This window comes from Variovorax sp. V93 (genome assembly GCF_041154485.1).
Classification (GTDB): Bacteria; Pseudomonadota; Gammaproteobacteria; order Burkholderiales; family Burkholderiaceae_C; genus Variovorax; species Variovorax beijingensis_A.
In genome coordinates this window covers 3,746,478-3,760,255 of sequence record NZ_AP028669.1, presented here as the reverse complement: position 1 = coordinate 3,760,255, position 13,778 = coordinate 3,746,478, and the positions used below count along the sequence as shown (strand labels likewise).

Sequence of the window (13,778 nt, the reverse complement as noted above, 5' to 3'; positions counted from 1 at the left end):
TCCTTCGACGCCAAAGAAAGTCCCCGCATGCGATGCGGGGCGGAGACACCATGGACTACTCCCGCTACCAGACCCTTGCCATCACGCGCCGCGGCGCCCACGGCGCGGTGCTCGACATCCAGATGCGCGCCACCAACGGCAAGCTGCCGACGGCAGGCCACGACGGCCATCGCGAACTGGCCGAGATCTGGCGCGACGTGGCGGCCGACGACACGGTGCGCTGTGCGGTGCTGAGGGGCGAGGGGCTGGGCTTCTCGGGCGGCGGCGACCTGGCCATGGTGCAGGACATGACCACCGACGACGCGGTGCGCCAGCGCGTCTGGAAAGAAGCCCGCGACCTGGTCTACAACATCATCAACTGCGACAAGCCCATCGTGAGCGCAATGCACGGCCCGGCCGTGGGCGCGGGCCTGGTGGCGGGGCTGCTGGCCGACATTTCCATCGCGAGCAAGGACGCGAAGATCGTCGACGGCCACACGCGCCTGGGCGTGGCGGCGGGCGACCACGCAGCCATCGTCTGGCCGCTCCTGTGCGGCATGGCCAAGGCCAAGTACCACCTGCTGCTGTGCGAACCGGTGAGCGGCGCGGAGGCCGAGCGCATCGGCCTGGTGTCGCTCGCGGTGGACGAGGCCGATCTGCTGCCGCGCGCCTACGAAGTGGCCGACCGGCTCGCGGCCGGCAGCCAGAGTGCGATCCGCCTGACCAAGTACGCGCTCAACAACTGGCTGCGCCAGGCCGGCCCGACCTTCGACGCCTCGCTGGCGCTCGAATTCATGGGCTTCGCGGGCGCCGACGTGCGTGAGGGCGTGGCCTCGCTGCGCGAACGGCGCGCACCGAACTTCGGCTGATCGGTCAAGCCTTGCGCAGGCCCTGCAGCGTCTGCAGCAGCACCACGCGCGTCTGGCCCAGCACCATGCCCTTCCATTCGTCGTTGTCGCAGTAGAACGCGTCGCGCAGCTGCTGGCGGATCTCGCGCTTCTGCGCATCGGTCGCCTCGGGGTGGCGGCGCAGCCAGGTGTCGGCGCGCAGGCGGGTCAGCACTTCGCCGTCGGGCAGCGTGCCGAACTCCAGGCCCATGGGCGCGATGCTGGCGTTGGGGCACTCGTCGTAGGCGGTGGAGACCACCGGTCCCGATACGTCGGCCGAGGCCGAATCGCCGGCAAAGGGCGCGAACACGTCGGCGCCCCACCAGGCATGCGCCTGCGCAAGATCGGCCGGCGCATTGCGGCCCGGGTAGATCTTCTCGCCGTGGCCGTAGGGACCGAGGCCGGTATGGATGTCGATCCAGCCGATGTGCGTGGCCGACGCGGCGTAGCTGCGGAGAATGGCGCGCATCGTGCGGTTGCTCCACGAAGGCGCGGTGCCGCCGTAGAACAGGCCGTCGGGCGAGCTGTATTGGCCCCGGGTGACGGCTGCGCGGAAAGCGCGCATGCCGTGCTTTTCGACATAGGCGGCCATGGCGGCATCGTCGGCCGGCGTCGGCGGCCAGGTGGCGGGCAGCACCAGCGGTTCGACCTCGGCGTACTCCGCATTCACCGGCAGCGGCGCGCCGAAGTCGATGTGGTTGCGGTTCAGGTCGATGTTGTCCTCGTTGGTGCGGTGCAGGTGCGAAAAGCCGTGCGGGTTGACCGCATGCACCAGCAGCAGCGCCACGCCCGCCTGTTCGAGCCGGCCCAGCAGGTCGGCGTCGTGCAGCGTGGCGAGCTGCGCGCCCGAGCCGCAGAAGCCCTCGGGGCCGTGCGTGCCCGAGGTGACGAGCAGCAGCTTCTTCGCATCCCTGGTGCCGATCAGCGCCACGTCGGTCGCCAGTTCCTCGCCGAGCGCGCCGCGATGCGTCGGCAGCACGAAGGATTCGACCGCGGCGCCGCGCATTGCCGCGGCATCGAGGAACTTGGCGCGCGCTTCGGCGTAGGTGCCCGAGAAATGGCGGGTGGCGGCAGTGGAGGGGGTGTGCATGGGGGCTCCTGTGCGTGGATGTCGTGAGTGTTGTTCGTCAGGCGGCTGCGTGTGCGCCGGCCGCATCGATGTCGCGGCCTGTGTGGTCGCGCAGCCAGACGAGGCCGAGCAGCGACACCACCGTCATCGCCACAAGGTACCAGGCCGGCGCGAGCTTGCTGCCGGTGGCATTGAGCAGCCAGGTGCTGATGAAGGGCGCAAAGCCGCCGAACAGCGCCACGCCCACGCTGTAGACCAGCGACATGCCGCTCGCGCGCACCGCCTTCGGGAACATCTCCGGCAGCATCGTGATGCCCGGCACCGTCTGGACCACGAGGCCGACGCTCAAGACGCCGAGCACGATGAACAGCACGGCAGGTGTCGGCGAGGCGTTGAGCCACAGGAAGCCCGGATAGATCAGCACCGCCATCGCCATGCGGCTCCAGAGGATCAACGGCTTGCGCCCGACCACGTCCGACAGCCGCCCCACCAGTGGCGCCAGCGCGAACGAGATCAGGCCCGTGAGCGCAGCGCCGAACAGCGCCACCGAGGGCGTGAGCCCGAGTTCGCGCACCGCATAGGTCGGCATGTAGAAGGTCACCACATAGGCGGCCGTGGTGCCGCCGACCAGCGAGAGAATCGCGGCCAGCACCGTCCGGCCGTGCCGCGTGCAGACGATCTTCAGGCTGCTTTCGCGCGGCGCGACGGCCGCCTCCGGCGAGATGTGCAGCGACTCCTCGAGGTGGCGGCGGATGTACATGCCCACGGGTGCGATCAGCATGCCCAGCACAAAGGGCACGCGCCAGCCCCAGCTCTGCATGGCCTCTGGCGTGAGCGAGAAGCTCAGGCCGCCCACCACCACGGCGCCGAGCATCACACCCAGGCCCTGGCTCGCGAACTGCCAGCTGGCCATGTAGCCGCGGTTGGCCGGCGTGGCGTGCTCGACCAGCAGGGTGGTCGATGCGCCCACCTCTCCGCCGGCCGAGAAGCCCTGGATCAGCCGCGCCAGCACGATGACGATGGGCGCGGCTACGCCGATGGCCGCATAGGTGGGCGTGAAGGCGATCAGCGCGCAGCCCAGTGCCATCAGGAAAATGGTGAGCGTCATGGCCTTCTTGCGGCCTGCCCGGTCGGCGTACGCGCCAATCACGATGCCGCCCAGCGGCCGCATGATGAAACCCACGCCGAAGCTCGCCACCGTGAGCAGCAGCTGGCCGTAGGAATCGAAGGTCGGGAAGAACAGCTTGCCGATCACCAGCGCGAGAAAGCCGTAGATGGTGAAGTCGAAGAACTCCAGGCCGTTGCCGATGGTGGTGGCGACGATGGTGCGGCGCCGGCTGGTGCTCGTGGCGGCGGGGATCGCGGAGTTCGCGGGGAAAAGGGCGCTCATGTCTCTCCAGTGTCTTGTTGCGATGGCAGGCCGGGGGAAGTGCCTGATCGGCGTCGGATGCTAAAGAGTGGGTCCGCTGCTGAAAAGACAATAATTGGGCGATGACGATAACTTTTGGTTGTCATTCCCTCCGATGAAACCCAATCAGCTGCATGCCTTCGTGGCCGTGGTCGAGCAGATGAGCATCCGCGCTGCGGCGCGCGTGCTGGGGCTTTCGCAGCCCGCGGTGACCAAGATCGTTCGCGAGCTGGAGCGCGAGGTGGGCGCGCCGCTGGTGGAGCGCAGCGTCAAGGGCGTGCGGCTCACCGAATACGGCGAGGCCTTTGCGCCGCGCGCGCGGCTGCTCCTGGCCGACATGCGCCGCGCACGCGACGAGATCGCGCAGATCCGCGACGGCGTCAAGGGCACGGTATCGATGGCCGTGAGCGCCTCGTTCGCGCTCACGGTGCTGCCCGTGGCGTTCAAGGATTTCCACACCCGCCTGCCCGCGGTCCATGTGCAGTTCAGCGAGGCCGTGCTGCCGATGATGCTGTCGCGGCTGCGCGAGGGCTACCTGGACTTTGCCGTCGCGCATGTGGTGCCCGGCACGCTCGACGCGGAGTTCGAGGCGCTGGAGCTCTTTCCGGTGCAGCTGGTGATCGGCATGCGCGAGCGGCATCCGCTGCGCGCGAGCCGGTCGCTGCGCGAGCTGTACACGGCCGAATGGATACTGCCCGGCGACGGCGACCACTTCAGCGGCCGCGACACGATCTCGCCGCTGCTGCCGCTCGGCCTGCCACCGCCAGCACGCGTGATCCAGGGGCAGTCGGTCACCGTGGCGCTGGCACTGGTGGGCACCATGGACCTGATCGGCATGTTCGTGGAGCCGCTGGTGCGCCTGACCTTCAAGCGCCACGGCATCCGCCGGGTCGAGGTGGAGGAGCCGCTGCCCGTGCTCAGCGTGTGCGTGATACGCCGGCGCGGCCAGTTGCTGACGCCGGCCGCGCGGCACTTCGTGGAGTGCATCCAGCGCGCTTCCTTGGCTGCGATGAATGCCTGATCAGGCCGGCGGGTAGGCGGCACCCGCTTCGCCCGGAACCCAGGGCGCGTACTTGTGCATCGCACGCTCGAACAGCGGCGAGGCGGTCCAGCCCGCGAGCCAGGCGCGCAGCAGCGGCCAGGGCTGGCTCTCGAACCATGCCGGCTCGACCATCGCGAACTGCCGCACGAAGGGCATGACGGCGGCATCGGCCAGCGCCGCCCGCGCGCCGAAGAGCTGCGGCCCGGCACTGGCGAGCCGAGCTTCCAACTGCAGCAGGAACTGCGCACCCAGCTCGCGCGCGCCGCCGGAGGGCGCGTCCGCGAAGCGGCCCGGGTACTTGTAGCGGTCGAGCTGCGGCTTGAAGTGGTTGTCGCATGCGGCCACGAGCGCGAGCATGCCGTCGAGCGTGCCCGCCTCGGGCGCGAGCCAGCGCAGCGGATCGTTGCGGCGCAGCGCCCACAGCATGATGTCGAGGCTCTGCTCCAGCGCGGTGGCGCCGGGCAGCACGAGCACCGGCACCGTGCCCTTGGGCGAAGCGGCGAGCATCTCGGCCGGCTTGTTCTTCAGCACCACTTCGCGCAGTTCGCAATGCTCGCCGCTGGCGGCCAAGGCCAGCCGGGCGCGCATCGCGTAGGGGCAGCGGCGAAAGCTGTAGAGGATGGGCAGGCGAGGGTCTTGCATCGAGCGCAGGAGTCTATGCGCGCGGCAGCGCCGGTGGAAGACCGGTCGAACTCAAACGCAACTGTGTTGCGATGGTTCATATAATGCAATTCTGTTGCATATAGGGCCATCCCCATGACCGACCGCCTCCCCGTCACCGTGCTGTCCGGCTTTCTCGGCGCCGGCAAGACCACGCTGCTCAACCACATCCTGCACAACCGCGAGGGCCGCCGCGTGGCGGTCATCGTCAACGACATGAGCGAGGTCAACATCGACGCGGCGCTGGTGCGGAACGGCGGCGCCGAGCTCTCGCGGACCGACGAGAAGCTGGTCGAGATGAGCAACGGCTGCATCTGCTGCACGCTGCGCGAAGACCTGCTGCTTGAAGTGGGCCGGCTCGCGAGGGAAGGGCGCTTCGACCAGCTGGTGATCGAATCCACCGGCATTTCGGAGCCGCTGCCGGTGGCCGAGACCTTCACCTTTGCCGGCGAGGACGGCAAGAGCCTGGCCGACGTGGCGCGTCTGGACACCATGGTGACGGTGGTCGATGCCTTCAACTTCCTGCGCGACTACGGCTCGCCCGACAGCCTGGGCCAGCGCGGCCAGTCGCTGGGCGACGAGGACACGCGCACCGTGGTCGACCTGCTGATCGAGCAGATCGAGTTCTGTGACGTGCTGGTGGTCAACAAGACCGACCTCGTGAGTGCCGAGGAGCGCGCGCGTCTGGTGGCCATTTTGCGCAGCCTCAATCCGCGTGCGCGCATCGAAATTGCGGCGTTCGGCCGCGTCGGGCTCGACCGCGTGCTGGACACCGGCCTGTTCGACTTCGAGCAGGCCGAACGCGCACCCGGCTGGCTGGCCGAACTGCGCGGCGAGCACCCGCCCGAGAGCGATGCCTACGGCATCCGCAGCTTCGTCTACCGCGCGCGCCTGCCGTTCCATCCGCAGCGCTTCTGGGAACTGGTGCAAGGCGAGTGGGAGGGTGTGGTGCGTTCCAAGGGATTTTTCTGGCTGGCGAGCCGCGCCACGCGGGCCGGTTCATGGTCGCAGGCGGGCGGTGCCTGCCGCTACGGTGTGGCGGGTTTGTGGTGGGCCGCCGTGCCACGCGAACATTGGCCTGCCGACGAGGAAGCGCTGGAAACCATCCGCAGGAACTGGGACCCGGCCACCGGCGATGCCCGCCAGGAGCTGGTGCTGATCGGTATCGGAATGAACGAGGCGGCCCTGCGTGCGCGGCTCGATGCCTGCCTGTTGACCGAAAGCGAAATGCGCCACGGCGCTTCGTCGTGGGCGAATCTGCCCGATCCTTTTCCGTCCTGGAACGTGTAGCCGGCCCCTTGGGCTCAGCCCCTGCATTCCCCGCAGGTGCCATGCAGCGTGAGCGCGGTGTGGCGGGTGTCGATGCCCTGCTTGCGCAGCTCGCGGCCGAGCCGGCTCATCACCTTGGGCAGTTCGGGGTCGGAGGGGAGCGCGAGCACCTTGTGGCACTGGTCGCATTCGAAGGTGTTGCCCGAAGCGGCTTCCACATGGCGCGAGAAGCGGTTGACGCGGTCCGCGCCCACGCGCCGGTCGCACAGGCCGGCGTCGACCAGGCGGTCGAGCACGCGGTACACCGTGACGCGGTCGGGCGCCTCGCCGGCGGCGGCGGTGTAGGCGGCCACCACGTCGTCGTGTGTGAGCGGCTGCGAGGCGTGCTCCAGCAATTCGAGCACGGTCTGCGCGGCGCGCGTCACGCGCAGCCCGCTGCTGCGCAGCAGGGTTTCGCTGGCGGACGCCGTCGCGGCGATGGAGGGCTTCGGATGCGGGCTCATTGGTTTTCCTGGAACCGACATTGTGTTGCATTCCGTGAGCCCGTGCCCCGGGCGGCCCGAATGCGCTAAGGTCTGGTTTTTCGCGTTCCTGAATACCTTCTACCGACCATGTCCAGATCCCCGATCGAAATCGAGACCGCTCCGAGTCCCACCGCCACGGTGATCGTGATGCACGGCCTGGGCGCCGACGGGAACGATTTCGTGCCGATTGCCAACGAGCTCGAGCTTTCGAGCGTGGGCCCGGTGCGCTTCGTTTTTCCCAATGCACCGGTGATCCCCGTCACCATCAACGGCGGCTACCGCATGCCGGCCTGGTACGACATTGCCGTGGCCGACCTGGCGGCGCGCGAGGACGAGGCCGGCCTGCGCCGCTCGCAGGCCACCATCGAGGCCTTGATCGCCAACGAGAAAGCCCGCGGCATCGCGGCCAACCGCATCGTGGTGGCGGGCTTCTCGCAGGGCTGCGCCATGGCGCTCCTGACCGGGCTGCGCCACACCGAGCGGCTGGCCGGCATCGTCGGCCTGTCGGGCTACCTGCCGATTGCCGCCACCACCGCGGCCGAGCGGCATGCGGCCAACCACGACACGCCGGTTTTCCTGGCCCATGGCCGGCAGGATCCGGTGGTGCCGCTCGAACGGGCGCTGCAGTCGCGCGACGCGCTCGTCGCGCTGGGCCATCCCGTCGAGTGGCACGAATACGCGATGGCGCACTCGGTCTGCATGGAAGAAATTGCCGACCTGAACCGGTTTCTCCTGCACGTGCTGGAGACGAAAAAATGATCCTCGTCATCGGACACGCCATGGCGAAACCCGAAACCCTGCAGGCGATGCTGGCCATCAGCGTGGAGCACGTGCTGCGCTCGCGCACCGAGCCCGGCTGCATCTCGCACGAGGTCAGCGCCGACGTGCAGCAGCCGCTGCGGCTGAGCTTCGTGGAGCGCTGGAGCGACATGGCGGCGCTGAAGGCGCATTTCCGCGTCGAGGCGTCGCGCGCCTTCGGCAAGGCGCTGGCCGCCATGGCCGACGGCACGCCGCAGATCTCCATCTACCAGTCGGAAGAGATCGAGCCCGCATGAGCCAAGCTATCAAAACAATAGCGGCGCGCAGCATAGCGGAAGGCGGGATTCCCTGCACGAGCAGCGCCCGCGCGGCCGTGCTACCTTCCAGCCCCTCAGAGATTGACGGGTCATAACAATATGAGCAGCAGATTGCAGGAGAGGCTGGGTGCGCTCTCAGCCGCGCGGTTGAAGGGCATGCGGCGCGGCATCGAGAAGGAAAGCCTGCGCGCGCTGCCGGACGGCAAGCTCGCGCTCACGCCGCACCCGCTGGCCCTGGGATCGGCGCTGACCCATCCGCACATCACCACCGACTTCAGCGAATCGCAGCTCGAGCTCATCACCGGCGTGCATGCCAGCGCCGAGTCGGCGCTGGAGGAGCTCACGCGCGTGCACCAGTTCACCTACCGCGTGCTCGCCTCGCTCGGCGACGAGCGCCTCTGGGTGTCGAGCATGCCCTGCGGCCTGCCGACCGATGAGACCATTCCCATCGGCCGCTACGGCTCCTCGAACGTCGGGCGTGCCAAGAGCGTCTACCGCATGGGCCTGAGCCACCGCTACGGGCGGCGCATGCAGACCATCTCGGGCATCCACTACAACTGGTCGCTGCCCGACGTCTCCAGCGAACAGTATTTCGCGCTCATCCGCAATTTCCGGCGCCATGCCTTCCTGCTGCTGTACCTGTTCGGCGCTTCGCCCGCGCTGTGCTCGAGCTTTGTCGCGGGGCGCCCGCACGAGCTGCAGCCACTGGGCGACGGCAGCATGTTCATGCCGCACGGCACGTCGCTGCGCATGGGGCGCCTGGGCTACCAGAGCGACGCCCAGGCCTCGCTGGCCGTGAGCTACAACAGCCTCGAGGGCTACGCCGCCTCGCTGCAGGACGCGCTCACGCGGCCCTGGCCGGCCTACGAGGCCATCGGCATCCGCAATCTCGGCGGCGACTACAACCAGCTGGCCACCAGCCTGCTGCAGATCGAGAACGAGTTCTACGGCACGATCCGGCCCAAGCGCGTGATCCACCCCGGCGAGCGCCCGCTGCATGCGCTGCGCGAGCGCGGCGTCGAGTACGTCGAGGTGCGGCTGATGGACCTCGATCCCTTCGAGCCGGTGGGCATCAACGCGCAGACCATGCGCTTTCTCGACGTGTTCCTGCTGCAGTGTCTGCTGAGCGACAGCCCGGCCGATACGCCCCAGGAAATCGCCGAGCTGGCCCACAACCAGCACCTCACGGCGGCGCGCGGACGCGAACCGGGCCTGCAATTGCTGCGCGGCGGGCGCGAGGTGGGGCTGGCCGACTGGGGCATCGAGCTGGTCGAGCAGTGCCGGCCCATCGCCGCCGCGCTCGATGCCGCGAGCGGCGGCACGCAGCATGCCGATGCGGTGCGCGCCGCGCTGGCCGCCTTGCAGAATCCCGGCAGCCTGCCTTCGGCGCGCGTGCTGGCGGCGGTCGAAGAGCGGCACGGCAATTCCTTCATCGGCTTCGTGCGCGCGCAGGCGGAGCAGACCCGCGCCACGCTGCTGGCGCTGCCGTTCTCGGCCGAGCAGCAGGCCGAATTCGAGCGCATGACCGAGGAATCGATCCAGGAGCAGAAGCGCATCGAAGCCGCCGACACCATGCCTTTCGAGATCTACCGGGAGCAGTACGTGTCCCCCGCGCGCCTGGGGCTGGGCCGCGGGCGGGTGGCCGTCGCGGCCTGACCGTCCAGCGCGTCCCACTGCCACACGGCCCGCCTGACGACAGGCGCGAGGCGCGATGGCCTACAGGCATTGGCCGGCATCGCCCACCGTGCGCGCTGCCACCGCGGCGACCATGGGTGGCATGCATTCCGAACGCTTCAGATTTTCACTCCGGCCCGTGGCTCGGCCGGAGATTGCGGCATGACTTTCAAGGCCTACCTTGTCGAGGACAGCCCTCTCATCCGCGAAAACCTCGTCGGCTTCCTGCACGACGTGGCCGACGCGGACGTGGTGGCCTGCGCCAGCAGCGAGGAAGAGGCCGTGCGCTGGCTCGACAATCACCGCGACGACTGGGACCTCACCATCGTCGATCTTTTCCTGCAACGCGGCAATGGCCTGGGCGTGGTCAGGGCCTGCCGCGGCCGCGCGGCCAAGCAGAAGGTCGTGGTGCTGAGCAACTACGCCACCTCCGAAATGCGCCAGCGCTCCGCGCAGCTGGGCGCCGATGCCTTCTTCGACAAGTCGGCCGAGCTCGACCAGCTGGTGGCCTACTGCGAAACGCTGCGTCACGCGCGCGACTGAGCCCGCTTCCGGGCGGCCCCGCCGGGACGCCTTTCTGGGGTAAAACGCCACGCGGCCGTCGTGGCGGCCTTCGGCACACCCATTCCCAAGGAAAGAAAGCAGCGAGATGAGCAACAGCACCATCGACTTCAAGGGCCGCGTGGCCATCGTGACCGGCGCGGGCGGCGGCCTGGGCCGCCAGCATGCGCTGGCCCTGGCGGCGCGCGGTGCCAAGGTGCTGGTCAACGACCTGGGCGGTGCCCGCGATGGCTCCGGCGCCTCGGTGAGCGCGGCGCAGGCCGTGGTCGACGAGATCGAGGCCGCAGGCGGCCAGGCCATGGCCAACGGCGCCTCCGTCACCGATTTCGAGGCGGTGCAGGCCATGGTGAAGCAGGCGGTCGACGCCTGGGGCCGGGTCGACATCCTGGTCAACAACGCCGGCATCCTGCGCGACAAGAGCTTTGCCAAGATGGAGCTCGCCGATTTCAAGCTGGTGGTCGACGTGCACCTGATGGGCGCGGTGAACTGCACCAAGGCCGTCTGGGCGCTCATGAACGAGCAGAAGTACGGCCGCATCGTCATGACCACCTCGTCTTCCGGCCTCTACGGCAACTTCGGCCAGAGCAACTATGGCGCCGCCAAGCTCGCGCTGGTGGGGCTCATGCAGACGCTGAGCATCGAAGGCGCGAAGAACGACATCCGCGTCAACTGCCTGGCGCCGACGGCGGCCACCCGCATGACCGAGGGACTGATGCCGCAGGAAGTGCTGGACGCGCTCAAGCCCGAGGCAGTGGTGCCCGCCATGCTGGTGCTGGCGGCCGAGAACGCGCCGAACCGCACCATCCTCTGCGCCGGCGCCGGCACCTTCGAGGCCGCGCACATCACGCTGACGCAGGGCGCCTGGCTCGGCATCGGCGTGGACACGCCCGAGCAGCTGGCCGCACGGCTCGCCGAGGTGACTTCGCGCGAGGGCGAGATCGTGCCGCAGAGTGGTTCGGCCCAGGGCAGCAACGAGGTCGGCAAGGCGATGGCCAACGCCCGCAAAGGCTGATCCGCAATCCGGTCCATGGCCGCTTGACCTCGAGTGCACTCGAGCATTTCCAATGGGTTTCACCGGGCCTTCCGGTTCATTCATTCCCCAGGAAAGCAGCCATGAACACGACAGACGACAGCAGGGCGCTGGTGCAGCGCATCCATTCCGAGCTGGACCAGGGCAACGGCCAGTTCTTCATCGACAGCCTGGCCGACGACGCCCGCTGGACGCTCCAAGGCAGCACGCCGTGGTCGCGCACCTACGCGGGCAAGGCCGCCATCCGCGAAGAGCTGCTCAAGCCGCTGTTCGCGCAGTTTGCCGGGCCCTACGTGAGCAAGACCGAGCGCATCATTGCCGAGGGCGACCGCGTGGTGGTGCTGTTCAGCGGCGACGTGCCCACCCGGGCCGGCAAGCGCTACAACAACCGCTACTGCTACATCTACCGCATCGAAGGAGGCAAGGTGAAAGAGCTGACCGAGTACTTCGACACCGCACTGGTCGAGCAGGCGCTCGAGGCGCCGCCGGCTGCGGTTCCTGCCCATGCCGGCTGAGGGCGGCGCGCCCTTTCACATCGGGGAGCTGGCACAGCGCACCGGCCGCACCGTGCACGCCATCCGCTGGTACGAAACGCAGGGCCTGGTGCCGGGCGTCGTGCGCGACGATGGCGGACGGCGCCTGTACGGCGAGCTGCACGTCGGCTGGCTCGACCTGATGGACCGGCTGCGCCGCACCGGCATGTCGATCGCCGGGATGCGCGAATACACCGCGCTGGCACTGCAGGGCAAGGCCACGCTGCGCCAGCGCCGCGACCTGCTTGCCGCGCACCGCGCGCGCGTGGCCGAGACCATTGCGGATTGGAACCAGGCGCTGTCGCTGGTCGAGCGCAAGATCGATTTCTACGACGACTGGATGCAAAGCGGCCACCGGCCGCCCCTGCTGCCCGCCGAAGCGCCGCGCGCGCCGCCGCCCCGGCGAAAGGCGCGGTAGCCCGGTTGCCTACTCCGCGATGAAGCCCGTGTCCTTGCGGATCGAATCGCGGTCTCGGTGGTTGTTCAGGCGGCCCAGCGTGTTGTCGAGCAGGCGCTTGAGCTTGTCGGCTGCGCCGCGGAAGGCCTCGTCGAGGGTGGTGGCGTGCTGGGTGACGGCCAGTGGCTGATGGTGGGCCAGGCGTGCTTCCATTACGCAGCACTTGTCTCCGGCGCCGGCCTTGTCGTGGTTCTCGTCGCTCAGGTGCACTTCGACGCGGGTGACGTCGTCGACGAAGCGGCCCAGCTGCTGTTTGATCTCGGCGTCGGCCCAGCGCTCCAGCGCGTCCTTGTTGTTGACACCATTGCTCGTGTTGACCTGGATCTGCATGCCTTGTCCCTGATGATGGATGAACGAGCCTCTACTGTGCGCCCTAAACGCCCCAGGTACGCGTAGGCATGTTCCCCAACCCCCGGAGCGGGGCGGGATTCAGCTCTGGATATAGGTCGTGAGCTGCGCGATGGTTGCCTCGTGGTCGGCAATGATGTCGTCCATCAGGTCCTGGATGGAGATCATGCCCACCACCTTGGTGCCATCGACCACCGGCAGGTGGCGGAACTTGCGCTGGCTCATCAGCGCCATGCAGGCGCGCGTGCGGGTCTGCGGGGTCACGGTCATCACGTCGGGCGTCATGATCTCGCGGACCTTCATCTCCTTGGAGTTCTTGCCTTGCAGCGCCACCTTGCGGGTGTAGTCGCGCTCGGACAGGAAGCCCACCAGCCTGTCACCGTCCATCACCATCAGCGCGCCCACCTCGAAGCGCGCCAGCGTGGCCAGCGCATCGAACACGCTGGTGTCGGGCGAGGTGCGCCAGGCCGCGGAATCGTGGCGCTTGAGCAGTTCGGAGACGGGTTTCATCGCGGTAACTCCATCAAAAAGGTTCGGCTTCGACCGGCGCGTCCATGCGCCGCACTCGGTCAAATGATAGGGGCGGAACCTCCTCCGCGATGCAAAAACCTCCAGGAGATTGCGTGTGCCGCGCCGGCACGCGCACCCACGCGAACTAAGGTGTTGCTGCGAGCACGCGGCTGAGCGCCACCGGGTCGCCCACCACGGTCTTGACCAGGCCCTTGTCGTCGAAGCTCACCTGGTACTCCGACCAGCTGTCGCGCCAGTAGCGCCAGATGGGCGCATCGAGGCTGGGGTTCTCGCTGGCCACCGGGTAGCCGATGGCCATCAGCACCTGTTCGCGCGTCATGCCGGGCGCCACCTTTCCGGCGGCGATGGCGTCGCGCACGGCGGGCGGGAAGGCGGCCATCTTCAGCTTGGGGTCTTCGGTCACCACGTAGCGCTGCGCGAAGTCGATCAGGGTGATGTTGCGGCTGTAGTCGTTCTTGATGCGCTGGGGCTTGCCCGCGAGATCGAGGTTGAACCAGCGAAAGTCGTAGCCCGTGATGCGCGCCGGCGTGCCCACGGCCACGATGCTGGTGCCCTGCTCGTCGTAGTTGATGTCGCTGATCGAGTTGCCGTAGGTGCGCATGTTGCAGCACAGGTAGCCGCTGACCAGCGGGCCCGGCGGCGGCGAGGGACGCTGGGCGTGGACGACGGTCGCGGGAACGACGGTGGCTGCCAGCAGGGCGGCAGCGGCAAGGCGCTTGAACATGGATTT

The 13,778-nt window shown here is 68.5% G+C and carries 17 protein-coding genes; 10 read left to right on the top strand and 7 right to left on the bottom strand.

Annotated features, from left to right (window positions below; all coding sequences use genetic code 11):
- Positions 1-50: 50 nt before the first annotated feature.
- Entirely contained in the window at positions 51-848 is a 798-nt protein-coding gene (locus ACAM54_RS17795) for an enoyl-CoA hydratase/isomerase family protein (RefSeq protein WP_307697645.1), read from the top strand.
- Between the two features lie 4 nt (positions 849-852).
- Here ACAM54_RS17795 and ACAM54_RS17790 read toward each other — a convergent pair whose 3' ends face one another.
- Positions 853-1,956: a M14 family metallopeptidase gene (locus tag ACAM54_RS17790; RefSeq protein ID WP_369648433.1), complete on the bottom strand. Its 1,104-nt coding sequence runs from the start codon at positions 1,954-1,956 to the stop codon at positions 853-855.
- Between the two features lie 37 nt (positions 1,957-1,993).
- Positions 1,994-3,325 carry an MFS transporter gene (locus ACAM54_RS17785; RefSeq protein WP_369648432.1) on the bottom strand — a complete coding sequence of 444 codons (1,332 nt, stop codon included), beginning with the start codon at positions 3,323-3,325 and terminating at the stop codon, positions 1,994-1,996.
- Positions 3,326-3,458: 133 nt separating this feature from the next.
- On the opposite strand from ACAM54_RS17785, the gene ACAM54_RS17780 reads away from it, so the two are divergent.
- Complete coding sequence (locus ACAM54_RS17780; protein ID WP_145746160.1) at positions 3,459-4,364, top strand: LysR substrate-binding domain-containing protein; 906 nt, start codon at positions 3,459-3,461, stop codon at positions 4,362-4,364.
- Here the strand turns inward: ACAM54_RS17780 and ACAM54_RS17775 are convergent, their stop codons facing one another.
- Positions 4,365-5,027: a glutathione S-transferase gene (locus ACAM54_RS17775; RefSeq protein ID WP_369648431.1), complete on the bottom strand. Its 663-nt coding sequence runs from the start codon at positions 5,025-5,027 to the stop codon at positions 4,365-4,367.
- Positions 5,028-5,141: 114 nt separating this feature from the next.
- Here ACAM54_RS17775 and zigA point away from each other — a divergent pair, with 114 nt between their 5' ends.
- Positions 5,142-6,335 carry a zinc metallochaperone GTPase ZigA gene (gene zigA / locus ACAM54_RS17770; protein ID WP_369648430.1) on the top strand — a complete coding sequence of 398 codons (1,194 nt, stop codon included), beginning with the start codon at positions 5,142-5,144 and terminating at the stop codon, positions 6,333-6,335.
- Positions 6,336-6,349: 14 nt separating this feature from the next.
- Here zigA and ACAM54_RS17765 read toward each other — a convergent pair whose 3' ends face one another.
- Positions 6,350-6,817: a Fur family transcriptional regulator gene (locus tag ACAM54_RS17765; RefSeq protein WP_369648429.1), complete on the bottom strand. Its 468-nt coding sequence runs from the start codon at positions 6,815-6,817 to the stop codon at positions 6,350-6,352.
- A 108-nt stretch (positions 6,818-6,925) separates the two neighbouring features.
- On the opposite strand from ACAM54_RS17765, the gene ACAM54_RS17760 reads away from it, so the two are divergent.
- From ACAM54_RS17760 to ACAM54_RS17730, 7 genes are all read left to right on the top strand, one after another.
- Positions 6,926-7,597 (top strand): alpha/beta hydrolase, encoded by a 672-nt coding sequence (locus ACAM54_RS17760; protein WP_369648428.1) that lies wholly within the window; start codon positions 6,926-6,928, stop codon positions 7,595-7,597.
- The gene (locus ACAM54_RS17755; RefSeq protein ID WP_015866417.1) at positions 7,594-7,893 is read left to right on the top strand and encodes a putative quinol monooxygenase; all 300 of its coding nucleotides are present in this window, start codon (positions 7,594-7,596) and stop codon (positions 7,891-7,893) included. Before ACAM54_RS17760 ends, ACAM54_RS17755 begins: the two co-directional genes overlap by 4 nt.
- A 120-nt stretch (positions 7,894-8,013) precedes the next feature.
- Positions 8,014-9,570: a glutamate--cysteine ligase gene (gshA, locus tag ACAM54_RS17750; protein WP_192323594.1), complete on the top strand. Its 1,557-nt coding sequence runs from the start codon at positions 8,014-8,016 to the stop codon at positions 9,568-9,570.
- Positions 9,571-9,750: 180 nt separating this feature from the next.
- Positions 9,751-10,131 carry a response regulator transcription factor gene (locus ACAM54_RS17745; RefSeq protein ID WP_145746166.1) on the top strand — a complete coding sequence of 127 codons (381 nt, stop codon included), beginning with the start codon at positions 9,751-9,753 and terminating at the stop codon, positions 10,129-10,131.
- 106 nt (positions 10,132-10,237) lie between these two features.
- Complete coding sequence (locus ACAM54_RS17740) at positions 10,238-11,161, top strand: SDR family NAD(P)-dependent oxidoreductase (protein ID WP_192323593.1); 924 nt, start codon at positions 10,238-10,240, stop codon at positions 11,159-11,161.
- A 101-nt stretch (positions 11,162-11,262) separates the two neighbouring features.
- Entirely contained in the window at positions 11,263-11,694 is a 432-nt protein-coding gene (locus tag ACAM54_RS17735; RefSeq protein ID WP_307697650.1) for a nuclear transport factor 2 family protein, read from the top strand.
- Entirely contained in the window at positions 11,684-12,130 is a 447-nt protein-coding gene (locus ACAM54_RS17730) for a MerR family transcriptional regulator (protein ID WP_145746169.1), read from the top strand. The genes ACAM54_RS17735 and ACAM54_RS17730 overlap by 11 nt, the downstream gene beginning before the upstream one ends.
- Before the next feature lie 9 nt (positions 12,131-12,139).
- On the opposite strand, the gene ACAM54_RS17725 is transcribed toward ACAM54_RS17730, so the two are convergent.
- The 3 genes from ACAM54_RS17725 to bamE all read right to left on the bottom strand — a co-directional run bounded on the left by ACAM54_RS17725 (position 12,140) and on the right by bamE (position 13,772).
- Positions 12,140-12,499: an HPF/RaiA family ribosome-associated protein gene (locus ACAM54_RS17725; RefSeq protein WP_145746170.1), complete on the bottom strand. Its 360-nt coding sequence runs from the start codon at positions 12,497-12,499 to the stop codon at positions 12,140-12,142.
- 99 nt (positions 12,500-12,598) lie between these two features.
- Entirely contained in the window at positions 12,599-13,027 is a 429-nt protein-coding gene (locus tag ACAM54_RS17720; protein WP_145746171.1) for a CBS domain-containing protein, read from the bottom strand.
- A 145-nt stretch (positions 13,028-13,172) separates the two neighbouring features.
- On the bottom strand, positions 13,173-13,772 hold the full coding sequence (bamE, locus tag ACAM54_RS17715; protein WP_369648427.1) for an outer membrane protein assembly factor BamE: 600 nt from the start codon (positions 13,770-13,772) through the stop codon (positions 13,173-13,175).
- Between the last annotated feature and the right edge of the window lie 6 nt (positions 13,773-13,778).

What these genes read in the sequence shown, in the direction of transcription:
- ACAM54_RS17735 (WP_307697650.1), top strand. Translation starts at nt 11,263, where the DNA reads ATGAACACGACAGACGACAGCAGGGCGCTGGTGCAGCGCATCCATTCC.
- ACAM54_RS17765 (WP_369648429.1), bottom strand. Translation starts at nt 6,817, where the DNA reads ATGAGCCCGCATCCGAAGCCCTCCATCGCCGCGACGGCGTCCGCCAGC.
- ACAM54_RS17740 (WP_192323593.1), top strand. Translation starts at nt 10,238, where the DNA reads ATGAGCAACAGCACCATCGACTTCAAGGGCCGCGTGGCCATCGTGACC.
- ACAM54_RS17795 (WP_307697645.1), top strand. Translation starts at nt 51, where the DNA reads ATGGACTACTCCCGCTACCAGACCCTTGCCATCACGCGCCGCGGCGCC.
- ACAM54_RS17745 (WP_145746166.1), top strand. Translation starts at nt 9,751, where the DNA reads ATGACTTTCAAGGCCTACCTTGTCGAGGACAGCCCTCTCATCCGCGAA.
- gshA (WP_192323594.1), top strand. Translation starts at nt 8,014, where the DNA reads ATGAGCAGCAGATTGCAGGAGAGGCTGGGTGCGCTCTCAGCCGCGCGG.
- zigA (WP_369648430.1), top strand. Translation starts at nt 5,142, where the DNA reads ATGACCGACCGCCTCCCCGTCACCGTGCTGTCCGGCTTTCTCGGCGCC.
- bamE (WP_369648427.1), bottom strand. Translation starts at nt 13,772, where the DNA reads ATGTTCAAGCGCCTTGCCGCTGCCGCCCTGCTGGCAGCCACCGTCGTT.
- ACAM54_RS17720 (WP_145746171.1), bottom strand. Translation starts at nt 13,027, where the DNA reads ATGAAACCCGTCTCCGAACTGCTCAAGCGCCACGATTCCGCGGCCTGG.
- ACAM54_RS17755 (WP_015866417.1), top strand. Translation starts at nt 7,594, where the DNA reads ATGATCCTCGTCATCGGACACGCCATGGCGAAACCCGAAACCCTGCAG.
- ACAM54_RS17730 (WP_145746169.1), top strand. Translation starts at nt 11,684, where the DNA reads ATGCCGGCTGAGGGCGGCGCGCCCTTTCACATCGGGGAGCTGGCACAG.
- ACAM54_RS17775 (WP_369648431.1), bottom strand. Translation starts at nt 5,027, where the DNA reads ATGCAAGACCCTCGCCTGCCCATCCTCTACAGCTTTCGCCGCTGCCCC.
- ACAM54_RS17790 (WP_369648433.1), bottom strand. Translation starts at nt 1,956, where the DNA reads ATGCACACCCCCTCCACTGCCGCCACCCGCCATTTCTCGGGCACCTAC.
- ACAM54_RS17725 (WP_145746170.1), bottom strand. Translation starts at nt 12,499, where the DNA reads ATGCAGATCCAGGTCAACACGAGCAATGGTGTCAACAACAAGGACGCG.
- ACAM54_RS17780 (WP_145746160.1), top strand. Translation starts at nt 3,459, where the DNA reads ATGAAACCCAATCAGCTGCATGCCTTCGTGGCCGTGGTCGAGCAGATG.
- ACAM54_RS17760 (WP_369648428.1), top strand. Translation starts at nt 6,926, where the DNA reads ATGTCCAGATCCCCGATCGAAATCGAGACCGCTCCGAGTCCCACCGCC.
- ACAM54_RS17785 (WP_369648432.1), bottom strand. Translation starts at nt 3,325, where the DNA reads ATGAGCGCCCTTTTCCCCGCGAACTCCGCGATCCCCGCCGCCACGAGC.